This is a genomic window from Bacillus sp. FMQ74 (genome assembly GCF_001875785.1).
In the GTDB taxonomy this organism is placed as follows: domain Bacteria; phylum Bacillota; class Bacilli; order Bacillales; family Bacillaceae; genus Bacillus; species Bacillus stercoris.
In genome coordinates, this window is record NZ_MOEO01000004.1 from 276,215 (window position 1) to 292,788 (window position 16,574).

Sequence of the window (16,574 nt, forward strand, 5' to 3'; positions counted from 1 at the left end):
AAAATGAACGTTATTACAGTTATCACCACATATGGCGGGATTGTGACTGGGCAGGCAGGCAAGACCCAATGATGCAAAGGGAGTATTAGTGCCTAAAAAAGCAGGGCATTTTAACTCTTCTTTTCGTGTTGGTCTCATAACGGCGCCTTGGACAACAATCCCTATACTAATGCTCCGTCACCGACGCGGGCATTTTTGTTATTTTCAGCCGGTATTTCTCACTTTTTTCATTTTGATTGTCAACTTTTCATTTGATACGATGAACAAGCCGACTTTTCTTCAGCAAAGGAGGTTTTGATTGCTTGCATAAAGAGATTGCAAAAGACTTACTGCTGCTAGCAGGAGGAAGAAACAATATTATCAGCATCAGCCATTGTACGACTCGTCTTCGTTTTGATGTAAAGGACGAGACGAAAATTGATATACGTGCCATTGAGAACCTGCAAGGTGTGCAGGGCACCTTTTTCCGATACGGACTATTCCAGATTATTTTCGGAGCAGGCGTCGTCAACAAAATATATAAAGAAGTCGTTCAAGTGTGGGAGGCCGTGCCTTCTGAAGAGCCTGTGCACCTGAAAAAAGCCAGCCGGAAGCTGAACCCTGCCGCAGCTTTTGCGAAAACACTGTCTGATATTTTTGTGCCGATTATTCCGGCCATAACAGCAAGCGGCCTGCTCATGGGGCTGATCGGCATGATTAAGGTGTTTCACTGGTTCGCTGCCGACAGCCCATGGATTAAAATGCTCGACCTCGTGTCCAGCACAGCCTTTATTTTGCTGCCGATTTTAGTCGGCTTCAGTGCCGCACGGCAATTTGGCAGCAACCCCTATCTAGGGGCAGTGATTGCGGGGCTTTTGACGCATCCTGATCTGCTGGATCCATCTATGCTCGGCAGCAAAACCCCGGCTTCTTTAGATATATGGGGGCTTCATATCCCGATGATGGGCTATCAGGGTTCCATTATACCGATTCTTCTCTCCGTTTTTGTCATGAGCAAAATTGAGAAGCTATTAAAATCGATTGTGCCGAAGTCGCTTGATGTCGTGATCATTCCCTTTATTACGGTCATGGTGACAGGGTGCCTCGCGCTGATTGTGATGAATCCCGCCGCTTCTATCGTCGGCCAAATCATGACACAATCGATAGTCTATATTTATGATCACGCCGGCATTGCTGCCGGAGCCCTTTTCGGCGGCATCTACTCTACTATCGTCCTATCTGGCTTGCATCATAGCTTTTATGCGATTGAAGCAACGCTGCTTGCTAATCCGCATGTCGGTGTCAACTTTTTAGTGCCGATATGGTCGATGGCGAATGTGGCCCAGGGCGGAGCGGGGCTTGCAGTATTCCTCAAAACGAAACAATCAAGCCTGAAAAAAATTGCGCTCCCCGCTTCTCTGACCGCGTTTTTAGGCATTGTTGAACCGATTGTATTCGGGGTGAATCTCAAACTGATCCGTCCCTTTATCGGAGCAGCCATCGGCGGTGCTATTGGCGGAGCGTACGTGGTTGCGGTACAAGTTGTGGCAAATTCCTACGGGCTGACAGGCATTCCGATGATTTCAATTGTGCTGCCGTTCGGCGCCGCGAATTTTGTTCATTATATGATCGGTTTTTTGATCGCAGCCGTCTCTGCTTTTATAGCTACATTGTTTCTCGGGTTTAAAGAAGAGACAGAATAACTGGATTTATTCGTTTTCATTCATAAAACGGGGGATGAAAGGAAAAAAAGCTATGAAAATTAAAAGAATCTTAAATCATAATGCTGTCGTCGTGAAGGATCAAAAAGAAGAGAAGATTCTCTTGGGTGCAGGAATTGGGTTCGACAAAAAGAAAAATGATATTGTCGACCAGTCGAAAATAGAAAAAACCTTTGTCAGAAAAGATACAGCTGACTATAAGCAGTTCGAAGAGATTTTAGAAACATTGCCTGAAGACCATATTCAGATTTCTGAGCAAATTATCTCTCATGCCGAAAAAGAGCTGAACATCAAAATCAACGAGCGCATTCATGTCGCTTTTTCAGACCATCTTTCCTTTGCGATTGAACGCCTGAGCAATGGGATGGTCATTAAAAATCCGCTGCTGAATGAAATAAAGGTCCTTTATCCGAAGGAGTTCCAGATCGGCTTATGGGCCAGAGCACTGATTAAAGATAAACTGGGGATTCACATTCCTGATGATGAAATCGGCAATATTGCCATGCATATCCACACAGCAAGAAACAATGCCGGCGATATGACACAAACGCTCGATATTACAACAATGATCCGTGATATTATCGAGATTATTGAAATTCAGCTGTCTATCAATATCGTTGAAGATACCATCTCTTATGAACGGCTCGTGACCCATCTTCGCTTTGCCATTCAGCATATCAAAGCGGGCGAATCCATTTATGAGCTGGACGCAGAAATGATCGACATCATTAAAGAGAGGTTTAAGGATGCTTTCCTGTGCGCCCTTAGCATCGGCACCTTTGTGAAAAAGGAATACGGCTTTGAGTTTCCCGAAAAAGAATTGTGCTACATCGCCATGCATATTCAGCGGTTCTACCAACGGTCAGTCGCACGCTGAGGCAAACAAAAAAAACGCTTTTGATCATCTCAAAAGCGTTTTTTATATCTGGTTTATTGGTTGATCGCCGGGTTCCCAATCGTATTCCACTTCGTATACGACATGTAATGGAAATACTCATCGCGATACGGATGTTTTGTATTGGAGTTCCAAGGCTTTTCTCCGCCGCAGAAGTGCACGATTGCCGGGTTTTCTCTCGTTTCATTATATTGCTTCCGCCCTAACAGAGTCGGTGGGGTTTTCAGCTTTAACATGATATAGGTTTGCGCGTTCCAGCGCGGATGAAGTTCATACCACTGATCATACAAGATCGCATTCAGTGCATCTTGGTCGTGCAGCACAAGAAAGTCTTCGTCTGGGTGTTCATTGATAAAGTTGATGACTTTTTCTGTGATGTTTTGCTTTCTCCAAGACTCAAAATCAATAATCATGATACCTGAGTTAAAATACTTCCCTGTATCAGTGATGTTCATTTCTTTCAGGCGTTCATGCTGCCCCGCATCCTCAACAGCGGCAACGGTGTATGGCGCAATGTCCAAGTCCCATAGCTTTGAAATATCCTCTAGGACAAGCGCATCGCAATCGATGTAAATCATTCGTTTGATGCTTTCATCCTTAATTAAGTCGGGAATCGAAATGCGGTAATACGCGGCTTTTGTAATATGGCTGCTTTCTACCGCATGTTCATACATGTTGGTATCCACTTCTAAAAACTCAATCGGCACGCCGAATTTCAAAGTGGTTTCTTCCAGTCTTTTTTTGTTATCAGGCTGAATTCCGCCATCAATGACGTATAATTTAACCTCTCTCTCCTGATCCATATTGGTCAATAAAGAAACGAACATCCCACCTAAATGACGAGCATAATTATCATCTGCGCATGATACGATATGCATGATTTCATCTTTCCTCAATGGTATTCATCTCCCTTTTTGTTGTACAAGTTACATACCCTTTTTCAAAAAAATAAACACGTTCTCCGACATTTTTTTAATCAGAATGTGTGATACAACAAAAAAGGTGTCATTTTTTGAAGATGCGATAAAGCCAATAAAGAATGAAAAAGCTGGCAATCGTAATGGCTTCAGCCGAGACGATATACCACGGCCATGGCCCGAGAACATCCAAGAGAGAGGATCCGCCCGGTTTTTTCGTCAAATACATATAATTCGCGCCAAGCCAGCGATCAATCAGGTAAATGCAGACGCCGTACACATTAACAAGCAGGACAGTCACCCATAACGAGCGCTGGCCCATTCTGTAAGTGCCCATCACCGCCATCAGCAGACAGGATAAAAACACGGAACCGTGCGAAATAAAAAAGAGAATATATCGGATATGCGGAAAAGAAAACATGCCGAGGTCGGGAGTGGCAAGAGCCTGAATGGAACTGCCAATGCCGGCAAAAAACAAAAATACAAACAGCTTCCTGCTTTTTGTCACTAGCATAATGGCTGACAAATACACCGACAGGTCACTAAGCTGGAGAGGCAATGAAGTGCGCACTGACCACCTGTCCGTGGCGATCATCCATATTTGATAGCCGATTTGCGACCCAAGCAAAAGAAACACAATCAAAAAACGCAAAAACCGGCTGGCCTTAGGCCGTTTAATCCCATCTTGAAACAGAAACAACAGAACGGCCAAAAGAGCGATAATCGCTAGCGTCACCACATGCTCTGTCGAAAACAGATGAAACGGATCATGCTTATAGACGGATTGAACATATTTTTGCAAGACTGCACCCCCGTTTGCGGGTTTTTGTTTATTTTGGTGTTGTTTGGGCTTTTTTTATACAACCGATATATGGGCTTGAAGTTCACATCAGACTCTGTTACAATTCGTTTCATAGCTAATGATTCTGATAATTTAAGGCAGGCCTAAAAAATGGAACGTTCACATCAACATCAGCAGCTTCGGAAAGAAGAACACGAAACACTTTCTAAGCTCAAACAAATGCCCGTCGAGTCACTCAATTTGGAAGCCATTTCGATCGCTACCAATCTGTATCGATCTGCACAAAGGCTCCGTGTCAAAATGGAGACTGAGGTCCTTTCTTCCTATAATCTTTCTTGGACGGCTTTCTCCATCCTTTATGATCTATGGGTATGGGGAGCGCTCGAAACGAGAAAAATCGCTGAGCTGTCAGGCATTTCAACAGCCACAGCAAGCAACGTGATCAAAACGCTCGAAAAAAAGAGGTTTTGCCGTAAAAACATCGACACAAGAGATCGGCGACTCGTGTTTGTCTCCATTACCGACCTCGGCAAACAAGCGATCGAAGAACTCTACCCGGAGTTTCACAAAGGGGAAACAGAGCTCATTGCGGGAATGACAAAGGACGAACAGAAAACATTGACAGGGCTGCTTAGAAAGGTAGCTGAAAATCTTCATACAACATAAGCTTTGACGGGAATCCAGTAGCGGTTTGTCTCCCTGTTCCAGAGAGCCGGCGTAAGGTGCGAGCCGGCGCACAGGCAAACGTGAATTACCTCCCCGAGCTTTCTTTGTGAACCTTAAAAGTAGCAAAGAACGGGAAACCGTTATTCGAATGAGCGGAAGACGATGTCTTCAACCAGGGTGGTACCGCGTGCACTGAGCCACGTCCCTAATCGGGATGGGCTCTTTTTTGTGTTTGTAAAAAAGGAGGAAGAATGATGATAACATTTGAGCAGCTCACAGCATCACAGCAAAAAGAGGTAGAAAGACAGCTTCAGCTATACATGACAGGCGCCCACGAAGTCATACCGCCGGAGGAATTAAAGGCAAAGCTCGTGAAATCAATTTCGACAGGCACACCGCTTAAAATTAAGCTCGGATTAGATCCGTCTGCACCGGATGTACATTTGGGCCATACGGTTGTGTTAAATAAGCTTCGCCAATTTCAAGAAAACGGCCACATTGTCCAGCTGTTAATTGGGGATTTCACAGGAAAAATTGGTGATCCGACCGGAAAATCGGCAGCCAGAAAGCAACTGACTGATGAAGAAGTTCAGCACAATGCCAAAACCTACTTTGAGCAATTTGGAAAAGTGCTTGATCCAGAAAAAGTCGAGCTTCACTACAACTCGAAATGGCTGAAAACATTGAATCTGGAAGATGTTATTGAATTAGCAGGGAAAATAACGGTAGCCCGCCTGATGGAGCGCGACGACTTTGAAGAACGCATCGCCATGCAAAAACCAATCTCGCTGCATGAATTCTTTTACCCATTGATGCAGGGATACGATTCCGTCGTTCTCGAAAGCGATATTGAACTTGGCGGAACAGACCAGCATTTCAATGTCCTCATGGGACGGCATTTCCAAGAACGATACAACAAAGAAAAACAAGTTGTCATCCTGATGCCGCTCTTGGAAGGCTTGGATGGCGTCGAGAAAATGTCGAAGTCGAAACACAACTACATCGGCATTGACGAACATCCAAACGACATGTACGGGAAAACGATGTCACTGCCCGACAGCCTGATGAAAAAATACATCCACTTGGCAACAGACTTAGAGCTTGAAGAGAAAAAACAGCTGGTAAAAGACTTAGAAACCGGCGCCGTTCATCCGCGTGATGCCAAAATGCTATTAGCCAAAACAATCGTCCGAATGTATCACGGAATGGAAGCCGCAGAGACTGCCGAACAATCGTTCAAAACTGTTTTTCAGGAAAACAGCCTTCCTGATGATATTCCGTCTGTCCAATGGGAAGGCGAGAAAACAATCGCGATTGTCGATCTGCTCGTTACATTGCAGTTCCTCTCTTCGAAGAGCGAGGCGCGCCGCATGATTCAAAACGGCGGTGTCCGCATCGACGGAGAGAAAATAACAGATGTTCACGCCAAAGCAGAGATAAGAGAGAATATGATCATCCAAGTCGGAAAACGCAAGTTTTTAAAGCTCCAATAGTCTGATATTCCGAAACGCTTATGACCCTTCATTCATAAGCGTTTTTTTTGCAGGTATAAAGCACTGTCTTTTCAAAAACGCTCTCCATCTTGCAGGAAACTCCTTTAGCATCCCGAAATATTCCCCAACCATACATTTAGGGGAGGTTCATTTTTGATGAAAAAGCTTTTGACTGTTATGACGATGGCTGTTTTAACTGCCGGTACACTGCTCTTGCCGGCACAGAGTGTCACCCCTGCCGCGCACGCTGTACAAATATCAAATAGCGAGCGAGAGCTTCCTTTCAAAGCAAAGCGTGCGTACTCTACCATTTCTCAGCTAAGTGAAACAATCGGCCCCAGAATAGCCGGAACTGCCGCTGAAAAAAAGAGTGCCCTATTGATCGCCTCATCCTTGAGAAAATTAAAGCTTGATGTGAAGGTTCAACGATTCGACATTCCTGACCGCCTTGAGGGAACGCTGTCTTCAGCAGGACGCGATATTCTTCTCCAAGCGGCGTCCGGTTCAGCTCCAACTGAGGAACAAGGGCTGACGGCCCCGCTTTATAATGCAGGCTTGGGCTATCAAAAAGACTTTACCGCTGACGCCAAGGGCAAAATCGCCTTAATTTCCAGAGGAGACCTGACTTATTACGAGAAAGCCAAAAATGCCGAAGCCGCCGGAGCGAAAGCTGTCATCATTTATAACAACAAAGAAAGCCTCGTGCCTATGACGCCAAACCTGTCGGGAAATAAAGTCGGCATTCCGGTCGTCGGCATTAAGAAAGAAGACGGCGAAGCACTTACCCGGCAAAAAGAAGCCACTTTAAAACTAAAAGCATTCACAAACCAAACCTCCCAGAATATCATCGGAATCAAAAAACCAAAGAACATCAAACATCCAGACATTGTGTACGTGACGGCCCATTACGACAGTGTCCCTTTTTCGCCCGGAGCAAATGACAACGGCTCAGGAACCTCTGTCATGCTGGAGATGGCGCGTGTCTTAAAAAGCGTTCCATCTGATAAAGAAATCCGTTTTATCGCTTTCGGCGCTGAAGAGCTCGGCCTGCTCGGCTCCTCTCATTATGTAGATCATCTATCGGAAAAAGAGCTGAAACGAAGCGAAGTGAACTTCAACTTAGATATGGTAGGCACAAGCTGGGAAAAAGCGTCTGAGCTCTATGTCAACACATTGGACGGCCAATCTAACTATGTTTGGGAATCCAGCCATACGGCAGCTGAAAAAATAGGGTTTGACAGCCTGTCTCTGACACAGGGAGGATCATCTGATCATGTGCCATTCCACGAAGCCGGCATTGATTCCGCCAACTTTATTTGGGGAGACCCGGAAACAGAAGAAGTTGAGCCGTGGTATCATACCCCTGAAGACTCGATCGAACATATCAGCAAAGAACGCCTCCAGCAAGCAGGCGATCTTGTGACAACCGCTGTCTATGAGGCTGTGAAAAAAGAGAAGAAACCGAAAACCATTCAGAAACAAATGAAGGCGAAAGCATCTGACATTTATGAAGATATCAAATAAAAAAAAGACGGCACTTGGGTGCCGTCTTTTCTAATCCACTTCTTTCTTAATCCCCAGCATTTTCTCATCTAGATAATGGGCAATCTCCGCGGCTTCCTTCAGCTCATCTGTTAATTGCTTAGGAACGTCATTGTTCAATTTATAGTAAATTTTATGTTCAAGGCTCGCCCAGAAATCCATCGCGATTGTCCGGATTTGAATTTCTGCTTTGACGTATTCCACACGGTTCGTTAGATTCACAGGCATCTCAATGATTAAATGCAGGCTTCGATAGCCATTCGGTTTGGGTGTCTGGATATAATCCTTTACCTTTACGATTCTCAAATCTTCATGCTGCTTTAAGACGTTCACGACATTATAAATGTCAGAAATAAAGGAACAGATGATGCGCACCCCAGCAATATCGTGGATGTGCTCCTTCATTTCCTTCGTCGTAATCTCGCAGCCCTTTCTCATTAACTTATTCACGATGCTTTCAAAGCTTTTGACACGGGATTTTGTATGTTCAATCGGGTTGTGTCCGTGAATGAGGTTATATTCCTGGCTGATAATTGAGAACTTTGTATCGAGCGCATCTAGCGCAAATTTATAAACTAATAATTCATTTTTCCAATCTTCCATTACTGTTTTTAAATCGTCCATATGTGTTACAGATAAATCCATGTTCGTCATCTCCTTTAACGGAACTTTATCCGCTGTCCATGTACTAGACGTCCCTGTCTGCTACAAGGTTCTATGAATTTTTTTACAAAATGCGGTCGATTGTAACAAAAAAAGACCGCACGAAACGAGCGGTCTTTCTTTTTATCGGAAATAGCTGATCAATAATCCGATTGAGAGCAGGAATCCGAAAAATGTATTTGTTTGGGCTGTTGATTTCATTGCGACAATCATATTCATCGGCATTTCTTTCTGGACGAAGCCCTTCACTGCCTGAACCGGCTTAGGCACGCTCAAAAAGACGACAAACAGCCAAGGGCTTGCGGCACCGGTAATAACCAAGCCGACAACCCAGATATAAGCGACGGCAAACGACGCAGCTAACAGAGTAACAGCTCCCTTATGCCCCATCAAAATCGCCAATGTTTTGCGGCCGCCTTTTTTGTCCTCTTCAATATCGCGAATGTTGTTTGACAGGTTAATCGCGCCGACAAGAATTGCAATCGGGATCGAAATCAAAATGCTTTGCGTGTTGATCATATCTGTCTGAATGAAAAACGAAATCAGCACAAATACCGAACCCATGCAAATGCCTGAGAATAATTCACCGAACGGCGTGTACGCGATCGGCAGCGGCCCGCCTGTATACAAGTAGCCGATTGCCATGCCGACAAGGCCGATCAATGCGAGCCACCAGCTGCTGCTCGCGCAAATATAGACACCGAGCAAAATGGCAATCCCGTATGATGCGAGGGCTAATTGCAGAATCGTTTTAGGCTTCATTCCGTGGCGTACAATTGCCCCTCCGATTCCGACTGATTCTGCTGTATCTAACCCGCGTTTAAAATCGTAGTATTCATTAAATAAGTTCGTCGCGATCTGGATCCATAGGCAAGAAAACAGCATAGCCAAAAACAGCAGCAGATCAACCTTCACATAAAACATCGCCAAAACGGTTCCGAGCAGCACAGGCACAAACGATGCGGTTAACGTATGAGGACGGGTTAACTGCCAAAGGATCTGCCCCATGCTTTCTTTTTGCGGCGCTGTCTGACCCTCACCCTTATTTATTTGGTTCATCTTCCTCTTCCTTTCTATTAAAAGGCTTACTTTTTTCAGCCGGCAGCTTAATAAAAACTCCTTTTGCTTCCTTATCTATCATAATGACTTCTCCCCCATTTCACAAGATACCGCAAGAAGGCGTTTTCTTTCTTATTATACGCTTCCGCCCCGATTTCATTAGGTTTCTGCTTTCACTTGATCGAACAAGTACAGAAAAATTTTTTTAAGTACATTACGCTTTTTAAAAGTTAAAAAGATCTTTTGACTCCATTTATCTTTTCCTTTATTATGAATCAGCTCAAACATTCCATTCTTGCCCCTGCAGGTATAAAGATTCATTTTTAAAAACAGACGCCGATATATTAATTTGAGGGAGTTTAGGGAAAAAATGAAACTTTTTGAGCATCTGATCGTCAAATAATCATGTGATTGTCGAAAAAACGGGAAGGGAATTTTTGATATGCTGCAATTAATGAAACAGCTGTATGAAAAACCCGCTGTCAAGTGGACATGTCATACAGGCTTTTATTTGATGATACTGCTTGTTTTGTTTTTTATGTATGGTTTTCACACCGCGAATACCGGTTCATATATTTATAACGATTTCTAATTGGAGAGAGAATAACTATGAAACTTTTACATGCTATTCAAACACATGCGGAAACTTATCCGCAAACCGATGCCTTCCGCTCTCAAGGCCAGTCGCTCACGTATCAGGAGTTATGGGAGCAGTCTGACCGCGCGGCTGCCGCGATCCAAAAACGCATTTCTGGGGAAAAGAAATCTCCTATCCTTGTTTACGGCCATATGGAACCGCACATGATCGTTTCCTTCTTGGGAAGCGTCAAAGCGGGCCATCCTTATATTCCGGTCGATCTGTCCATTCCAGCCGAAAGGATTGCGAAAATTATCGAAAGCTCTGGAGCAGAATTGCTGATCCATGCAGCGGGACTTCCAATTGATGCAGTCAGCCAGCAGATTCAGGCAGTTTCTGCGGAAGAACTGCTGGAAAACGAAGGCGGCTCTGTCACCAAAGATCAATGGGTCAAAGAACACGAAACGTTTTATATCATTTACACATCCGGAAGCACAGGAAATCCGAAAGGCGTGCAGATTTCCGCTTCGAACCTTCAAAGCTTCACAGACTGGATTTGTGCAGACTTTCCAGTTAACGGCGGAAAAGTATTTTTAAACCAAGCGCCGTTCTCATTTGATTTATCTGTCATGGACCTATATCCGTGCCTGCAATCAGGCGGGACTTTACATTGCATAACAAAGGATGCTGTGAATAAGCCGAAAATCTTATTTGAAGAGCTGAAGAAGTCCGGGCTGAATGTGTGGACATCAACACCTTCCTTTGTGCAAATGTGCCTGATGGATCCGGGTTTTTCACAGGACCTGCTGCCTGATGCGGACACATTTATGTTTTGCGGAGAGGTTCTTCCGGTTTCCGTGGCAAAAGCGCTGCTTGAGCGTTTTCCGAAAGCAAAGATTTTTAATACGTACGGCCCGACTGAAGCAACAGTGGCTGTCACATCGGTTGAAATTACGGATGACGTGATCAGCCGCAGCGAATCGCTTCCAGTGGGCTTCGCCAAACCAGATATGAACATTTTCATTATGGATGAACAGGGACAGCCGCTTCCTGATGGAGAAAAAGGGGAAATCGTGATTGCAGGGCCGAGCGTAAGCCGAGGCTACCTTGGTGAGCCGGAACTGACGGAAAAAGCGTTTTTCTCTCATGAAGGCCAGTGGGCATACCGAACTGGCGATGCCGGCTTTATTCAAGATGGTCAGATTTTCTGCCAAGGGCGTTTGGATTTTCAGATTAAACTTCACGGCTACCGAATGGAACTGGAGGAAATCGAGTTTCATGTCAGACAGTCACAGTATGTTCGCTCTGCTGTCGTGATTCCTTATCAGCCAAACGGAACAGTTGAGTATCTGATCGCTGCTATTGTGCCTGAGGAGCATGATTTCCAGAAGGAATTCCAACTGACAAGCGCCATTAAAAAAGAGCTTGCCGCTTCTCTTCCGGCATATATGATCCCGAGAAAATTTATCTATCAGGACCACATTCAAATGACGGCTAACGGCAAAATTGACCGAAAACGCATTGGCGAAGAGGTTCTTGTATGACGCCTTACAGCTCGTTTTTATTCTTTATACTGCTTGGCATTCTTCTTCTGCCGACGATCATTCTCGGCTTAAACGGAAAAAGATTTCAAGCATACAACATGTTCATATCTATCATTATATTGGCTTTAATTTTTTCGCACGACTTACACGGGGTCATTGCACTGTGCCTGTTTACAATATGGCAGGTGCTCCTGGTCAGCGGCTATCTGGCATACCGGCAGAAAGCGAACAGCGGCTTTGTGTTTTGCGGGGCTGTTATCGCGTCGATTCTGCCTTTATTTCTGTCAAAAATATGGCCGTTTCTTTCACACCCGCAGCCGCATCATCCGCCGCATAACCTGATCAGCTTTTTAGGGATCTCATATTTAACCTTTAAAGGCGTTCAGCTGATTATGGAAGCAAGAGACGGACTGCTGAAAGAACAGCTGCCATTGCACCGCCTGCTGTATTTCATCCTGTTTTTCCCGACGATCTCCTCCGGTCCGATCGACAGATACCGCCGGTTCGTCAAGGATGAACAAAAGGCTTGGACGAAAGAAGAATACGCCGACCTGCTGTATACGGGGATCCATAAAATCTTCATCGGCTTCCTGTATAAATTTATTATCGGCTACGCGATCAATACGTACTTCATCATGAATCTTCACGCAATCACGCACAATAAGATTCTTGGGAACCTGCTGTACATGTACGGCTACAGCATGTATTTATTCTTTGATTTCGCCGGCTATACGATGTTTGCCGTCGGGGTCAGCTACATTATGGGCATTAAATCCCCGGAAAACTTTAATAAACCGTTTATCAGTAAAAATATTAAAGATTTCTGGAATCGCTGGCATATGTCTCTGTCATTTTGGTTCAGAGATTATGTGTTTATGAGATTCGTATTTTGGATGACAAAGAAAAAGTGGATCAAAAACCGCATGGCTGTCTCAAACATCGGGTATTTCCTGCTGTTTATGCTGATGGGGGTTTGGCACGGACTTGCGCCGCAATATATCATCTACGGCCTTTATCACGCCGTGCTGATGACATGTTACAACTTTTTCGAGAAGTGGAATAAGAAATATAAATGGCTGCCGTCCAACCGCTGGACAACCATACTCGCTATTGTGATCACGTTCCATTTCGTTTGCTTCGGGTTTTATATTTTCTCAGGAAAACCATTTCATCACCACCATTAAAGGAGATTAGAAAGCTATGGATTTTAAACAAGAGGTATTAGACGTTTTAGCAGAGGTTTGCCAGGATGACATCGTAAAGGAAAATCCTGATATTGAAATTTTTGAAGAAGGTTTGCTTGATTCTTTTGGAACAGTAGAATTGCTGCTTGCGATTGAAAACCGTTTTGATATTTTAGTGCCGATCACTGAATTTGACCGGGACGTTTGGAATACCCCTAACAACATTGTAAATCAGCTGTCTGAGTTGAAATAATGAAAAAGCGTTTTTTCGGTCCAATTATTTTGGCGTTTATTCTATTCGCAGGCGCCATCGCAATTCCATCTTCATGGCTGACAGGCTTCATCACCGATAAGCGGGTGAAAGAGTCAGCAACAGCCTTGAATCCGAGTATGTTTCAAGGGCTATATTTACAAGATCAGATGCTCAAAGATCCGACATATCTTCCGATTTACGGGTCTTCTGAGCTTTCACGGCTGGACGAGTTCCATCCATCTAATTATTTTCAGGTAAACAATGAGGGGTTCACGCCATACCTTGTCGGTAAAGGCGGATCCCAATCATTGATTCATTCTTTAAACTTCGCTGCCCATATGGATCAGCTGAAGGGCAAAAAAATCGTATTCATCGTGTCTCCGCAATGGTTTATTAAGCGCGGGTCTGATGAACAGCATTTCGCGCCAAACTATTCTGCGCTGCAAGGGCTTGATTTGGCGTTTAACGATCAGATCGATCCTGAAATAAAAAAGAAAATGATGAAACGCATGCTGCGCTTTAAGGCTGTGCAAAACGACGCGATTCTTTGCGAGCTGTACAAAGCAATCGTAAACGGCCAGACGTGGAAAGTGAATGCGCTAAAGCCGGCGGCGAAAGTGTATTACAGCATGCTGGAAAAGAAAGATCTGTATTATTCAACAACGGAATCATCCGGGCCAAAGCGTTATATCTCGCAGTCAGTAAAAGATAAGTCATGGTCTGAACTGAATAAACTGGCGGATCAATCAGGCAAACGCCACTCCGGGTCTAACGATTTTCGTATCGACAACCCTGTCTATAAAAAGCTGAAGCCGAAAGTGCAAAAGCTGAAAGGGAAAAACAAAGGCAAATCGTACGCTGTATCACCGGAATACGGCGACTTTGAAATAATGCTGGATATCCTAAAGGATGCGGGCGCAGAACCTATGTTTGTCACCATCCCGGTTAACGGAAAATGGTACGATTACACAGGCTTCCCGAAAAAAGGGCGCACTGACTATTACAAAAAGGTAAATAAACAAATCAGAGCCAAGGGCTTCCAGGTTGCTGATTTCTCAGGGCATGAATATGACCCGTATTTCATGAAAGACACCATCCACATCGGCTGGAAAGGCTGGGTGTATGTCGATAAAGCAATTGACGAATTTTATAAAACCGGTAAAGTCACTTCATCCTGAGCATCTCATAGGACGCGGCTGTATATTTCCTGCTAAGATTTGAAATAGTAAAGGAATCACAGCCAACTGAATAAGAGGTGTTACATCCATGAAGATGACAGGCAATACGGTTTTAATCACAGGCGGTTCAGCTGGCATTGGGCTTGAACTTGCCAAACGGCTGCTGGAGCTCGGCAATGAAGTTATCATATGCGGACGCAGCGAAGCGCGTCTTACAGAAGCGAAGCAGCAGCTCCCAAACATCCATACCAAGCAGTGTGATGTTGCAGACCGGTCTCAGCGGGAAGCTTTGTTTGAATGGGCGCTAAAGGAATTTCCGACCCTGAATATTCTCGTCAACAACGCCGGCATTCAAAAGGAAATCGACTTTAAAAAAGGGACAGAGGAGCTTTTTGTGGACGGAGATGAAATTGAACTTAATTTCCAAGCGCCTGTCCATTTATCCGCCCTTTTCACGCCTCATTTGATGAAGCAGCCCGAGGCGGCAATCGTTCAGGTCACTTCCGGGCTTGCGTTTAACCCGTTAGCTGTTTATCCGGTGTACTGCGCAACAAAAGCGGCACTTCACTCGTTCTCGCTTACGCTCAGACACCAGCTTCGCGATACAAGCGTGGAAGTGATTGAAATGGCGCCTCCTATGGTGGACACGGGCTTAAACCAAAAATCACGCGATAAACAAGGCCTGACGTACCGGGGCATTTCAGCTGAAGAATATGTTCAATATTTCTTGGATGGCTTGAAGGAAGGCAAACAAGAGATTACAAATGAACGTGTTGAAGGTCTTCGAAATGCCACTCGTGCCGATTATGACAGGGTATTCGAGCAAATGAACTCGCAGGAGAATTAATTTCTCCTGCTTTTTTCTTATGAATTTCTTACAAATTTGAGCAAACCTATTGCGAATATTTGTTGAAGGTATACAATAGAATATAAATTATTTTCAAATAAGTTTGATAATATAAACAATTTAACAGCAGGGAGATTGACCATGACTAAACAAACGATTCGCGTTGAATTGACATCAACAAAAAAACCGAAACCAGACCCAAATCAGCTTTCGTTCGGAAGAGTGTTTACAGACCACATGTTTGTAATGGACTATGCGGCAGATAAAGGTTGGTACGATCCAAGAATCATTCCTTATCAACCCTTATCAATGGATCCGGCAGCGATGGTCTATCACTACGGCCAAACCGTGTTTGAAGGGTTAAAGGCTTACGTGTCAGAGGATGACCATGTCCTGCTTTTCAGACCGGAAAAAAATATGGAACGCCTGAATCAATCAAACGACCGCCTCTGCATCCCGCAAATTGATGAAGAACAGGTTCTTGAAGGCTTAAAGCAGCTTATCGCAATTGATAAAGACTGGATTCCGAATGCGGAGGGCACTTCCCTTTACATCCGTCCGTTCATCATCGCAACCGAGCCTTTCCTTGGTGTTGCGGCATCTCATACGTATAAGCTCCTGATCATTCTTTCTCCGGTCGGCTCTTATTACAAAGAAGGCATTAAGCCGGTCAAAATCGCTGTTGAAAGTGAATTTGTCCGTGCGGTAAAAGGCGGAACAGGAAATGCCAAAACCGCAGGGAACTACGCTTCAAGCTTAAAAGCGCAGCAGGTAGCCGAAGAGAAAGGATTTTCCCAAGTGCTTTGGCTCGACGGAATCGAAAAGAAATACATCGAAGAAGTCGGAAGCATGAACATCTTCTTCAAAATCAACGGTGAAATCGTAACGCCGATGCTAAACGGAAGCATCCTGGAAGGCATTACGCGCAATTCTGTCATTACCTTGCTTAAACATTGGGGCTTTCCCGTTTCAGAACGAAAAATTGCGATCGATGAGGTCATCCAAGCCCATAAAGACGGCATCCTTGAAGAAGCCTTCGGAACTGGTACAGCAGCAGTTATTTCCCCAGTTGGCGAGCTGATCTGGCAGGATGAAACACTCTCGATCAACAACGGTGAAACAGGGAAAATCGCAAAAAAACTATATGACACGATTACAGGCATTCAAAAAGGCGCTGTCGCAGACGAATTCGGATGGACGACCGAAGTTGCAGCGCTGACTGAAAGCAAATAAGAAAAAAGCCGGCCCAGTACA

Annotated in this window: 17 protein-coding genes and 1 other annotated feature; of the genes, 12 read left to right on the top strand and 5 right to left on the bottom strand. The window is 44.6% G+C overall.

Going from position 1 to position 16,574, the window contains the following annotated elements; all coding sequences use genetic code 11:
• Positions 1 to 302 precede the first annotated feature (302 nt).
• Together sacX and sacY are read left to right on the top strand one after the other, a co-directional pair.
• Entirely contained in the window at positions 303 to 1,682 is a 1,380-nt protein-coding gene (sacX, locus tag BLL41_RS10380; protein WP_071577771.1) for a SacY negative regulator SacX, read from the top strand.
• 52 nt (positions 1,683 to 1,734) lie between these two features.
• Positions 1,735 to 2,577, top strand: a complete 843-nt coding sequence (gene sacY / locus BLL41_RS10385) for a transcription antiterminator SacY (RefSeq protein ID WP_071577846.1) — start codon at positions 1,735 to 1,737, stop codon at positions 2,575 to 2,577.
• Between the two features lie 53 nt (positions 2,578 to 2,630).
• On the opposite strand, the gene BLL41_RS10390 is transcribed toward sacY, so the two are convergent.
• A complete protein-coding gene (locus tag BLL41_RS10390; protein ID WP_071577772.1) occupies positions 2,631 to 3,491 on the bottom strand; it encodes a glycosyltransferase family 8 protein in 861 nt (286 codons plus the stop codon).
• Between the two features lie 109 nt (positions 3,492 to 3,600).
• Entirely contained in the window at positions 3,601 to 4,314 is a 714-nt protein-coding gene (locus BLL41_RS10395; RefSeq protein WP_071577773.1) for a YwaF family protein, read from the bottom strand.
• Between the two features lie 150 nt (positions 4,315 to 4,464).
• Here BLL41_RS10395 and ywaE point away from each other — a divergent pair, with 150 nt between their 5' ends.
• The 3 genes from ywaE (at position 4,465) to ywaD (ending at position 7,997) form a co-directional block, all read left to right on the top strand.
• Positions 4,465 to 4,980: a tyrZ transcriptional regulator YwaE gene (gene ywaE, locus BLL41_RS10400; protein WP_071577774.1), complete on the top strand. Its 516-nt coding sequence runs from the start codon at positions 4,465 to 4,467 to the stop codon at positions 4,978 to 4,980.
• Positions 4,975 to 5,190, top strand: a binding site (T-box leader). (Overlaps the previous gene by 6 nt.)
• Before the next feature lie 41 nt (positions 5,191 to 5,231).
• Complete coding sequence (gene tyrS, locus BLL41_RS10405) at positions 5,232 to 6,473, top strand: tyrosine--tRNA ligase (RefSeq protein WP_083427983.1); 1,242 nt, start codon at positions 5,232 to 5,234, stop codon at positions 6,471 to 6,473.
• A gap of 156 nt (positions 6,474 to 6,629) precedes the next feature.
• Positions 6,630 to 7,997, top strand: coding sequence for an aminopeptidase YwaD (gene ywaD, locus BLL41_RS10410; protein WP_071577776.1), 1,368 nt, complete (start codon positions 6,630 to 6,632; stop codon positions 7,995 to 7,997).
• Positions 7,998 to 8,027: 30 nt separating this feature from the next.
• On the opposite strand, the gene ywaC is transcribed toward ywaD, so the two are convergent.
• The 3 genes from ywaC to BLL41_RS22600 all read right to left on the bottom strand — a co-directional run bounded on the left by ywaC (position 8,028) and on the right by BLL41_RS22600 (position 10,025).
• Positions 8,028 to 8,660 (bottom strand): GTP pyrophosphokinase YwaC, encoded by a 633-nt coding sequence (ywaC, locus tag BLL41_RS10415; protein ID WP_003244564.1) that lies wholly within the window; start codon positions 8,658 to 8,660, stop codon positions 8,028 to 8,030.
• Between the two features lie 141 nt (positions 8,661 to 8,801).
• The gene (locus BLL41_RS10420) at positions 8,802 to 9,737 is read right to left on the bottom strand and encodes a 1,4-dihydroxy-2-naphthoate polyprenyltransferase (protein WP_071577777.1); all 936 of its coding nucleotides are present in this window, start codon (positions 9,735 to 9,737) and stop codon (positions 8,802 to 8,804) included.
• Between the two features lie 159 nt (positions 9,738 to 9,896).
• Complete coding sequence (locus BLL41_RS22600; RefSeq protein WP_071577778.1) at positions 9,897 to 10,025, bottom strand: hypothetical protein; 129 nt, start codon at positions 10,023 to 10,025, stop codon at positions 9,897 to 9,899.
• 154 nt (positions 10,026 to 10,179) lie between these two features.
• Here BLL41_RS22600 and BLL41_RS10430 point away from each other — a divergent pair, with 154 nt between their 5' ends.
• The 7 genes from BLL41_RS10430 (at position 10,180) to BLL41_RS10460 (ending at position 16,553) form a co-directional block, all read left to right on the top strand.
• A complete protein-coding gene (locus BLL41_RS10430; protein WP_003227330.1) occupies positions 10,180 to 10,329 on the top strand; it encodes a teichoic acid D-Ala incorporation-associated protein DltX in 150 nt (49 codons plus the stop codon).
• A 17-nt stretch (positions 10,330 to 10,346) separates the two neighbouring features.
• Positions 10,347 to 11,858: a D-alanine--poly(phosphoribitol) ligase subunit DltA gene (gene dltA / locus BLL41_RS10435; RefSeq protein WP_071577779.1), complete on the top strand. Its 1,512-nt coding sequence runs from the start codon at positions 10,347 to 10,349 to the stop codon at positions 11,856 to 11,858.
• Positions 11,855 to 13,042, top strand: a complete 1,188-nt coding sequence (dltB, locus tag BLL41_RS10440) for a D-alanyl-lipoteichoic acid biosynthesis protein DltB (protein ID WP_014665890.1) — start codon at positions 11,855 to 11,857, stop codon at positions 13,040 to 13,042. The genes dltA and dltB overlap by 4 nt, the downstream gene beginning before the upstream one ends.
• Before the next feature lie 16 nt (positions 13,043 to 13,058).
• Positions 13,059 to 13,295, top strand: a complete 237-nt coding sequence (gene dltC / locus BLL41_RS10445; RefSeq protein ID WP_003227325.1) for a D-alanine--poly(phosphoribitol) ligase subunit DltC — start codon at positions 13,059 to 13,061, stop codon at positions 13,293 to 13,295.
• Positions 13,295 to 14,473, top strand: a complete 1,179-nt coding sequence (gene dltD / locus BLL41_RS10450; protein ID WP_071577780.1) for a D-alanyl-lipoteichoic acid biosynthesis protein DltD — start codon at positions 13,295 to 13,297, stop codon at positions 14,471 to 14,473. Before dltC ends, dltD begins: the two co-directional genes overlap by 1 nt.
• Before the next feature lie 88 nt (positions 14,474 to 14,561).
• On the top strand, positions 14,562 to 15,320 hold the full coding sequence (locus BLL41_RS10455; protein WP_071577781.1) for an SDR family oxidoreductase: 759 nt from the start codon (positions 14,562 to 14,564) through the stop codon (positions 15,318 to 15,320).
• Positions 15,321 to 15,461: 141 nt separating this feature from the next.
• Entirely contained in the window at positions 15,462 to 16,553 is a 1,092-nt protein-coding gene (locus BLL41_RS10460) for a branched-chain amino acid aminotransferase (RefSeq protein WP_071577782.1), read from the top strand.
• The last annotated feature ends 21 nt before the right edge of the window (positions 16,554 to 16,574 follow it).

What these genes read in the sequence shown, in the direction of transcription:
- tyrS (WP_083427983.1), top strand. Translation starts at nt 5,232, where the DNA reads ATGATGATAACATTTGAGCAGCTCACAGCATCACAGCAAAAAGAGGTA.
- BLL41_RS22600 (WP_071577778.1), bottom strand. Translation starts at nt 10,025, where the DNA reads ATGTTTGAGCTGATTCATAATAAAGGAAAAGATAAATGGAGTCAAAAG.
- ywaD (WP_071577776.1), top strand. Translation starts at nt 6,630, where the DNA reads ATGAAAAAGCTTTTGACTGTTATGACGATGGCTGTTTTAACTGCCGGT.
- dltD (WP_071577780.1), top strand. Translation starts at nt 13,295, where the DNA reads ATGAAAAAGCGTTTTTTCGGTCCAATTATTTTGGCGTTTATTCTATTC.
- ywaE (WP_071577774.1), top strand. Translation starts at nt 4,465, where the DNA reads ATGGAACGTTCACATCAACATCAGCAGCTTCGGAAAGAAGAACACGAA.
- BLL41_RS10460 (WP_071577782.1), top strand. Translation starts at nt 15,462, where the DNA reads ATGACTAAACAAACGATTCGCGTTGAATTGACATCAACAAAAAAACCG.
- dltA (WP_071577779.1), top strand. Translation starts at nt 10,347, where the DNA reads ATGAAACTTTTACATGCTATTCAAACACATGCGGAAACTTATCCGCAA.
- BLL41_RS10420 (WP_071577777.1), bottom strand. Translation starts at nt 9,737, where the DNA reads ATGAACCAAATAAATAAGGGTGAGGGTCAGACAGCGCCGCAAAAAGAA.
- dltC (WP_003227325.1), top strand. Translation starts at nt 13,059, where the DNA reads ATGGATTTTAAACAAGAGGTATTAGACGTTTTAGCAGAGGTTTGCCAG.
- dltB (WP_014665890.1), top strand. Translation starts at nt 11,855, where the DNA reads ATGACGCCTTACAGCTCGTTTTTATTCTTTATACTGCTTGGCATTCTT.
- BLL41_RS10455 (WP_071577781.1), top strand. Translation starts at nt 14,562, where the DNA reads ATGAAGATGACAGGCAATACGGTTTTAATCACAGGCGGTTCAGCTGGC.
- BLL41_RS10430 (WP_003227330.1), top strand. Translation starts at nt 10,180, where the DNA reads ATGCTGCAATTAATGAAACAGCTGTATGAAAAACCCGCTGTCAAGTGG.
- ywaC (WP_003244564.1), bottom strand. Translation starts at nt 8,660, where the DNA reads ATGGATTTATCTGTAACACATATGGACGATTTAAAAACAGTAATGGAA.
- sacY (WP_071577846.1), top strand. Translation starts at nt 1,735, where the DNA reads ATGAAAATTAAAAGAATCTTAAATCATAATGCTGTCGTCGTGAAGGAT.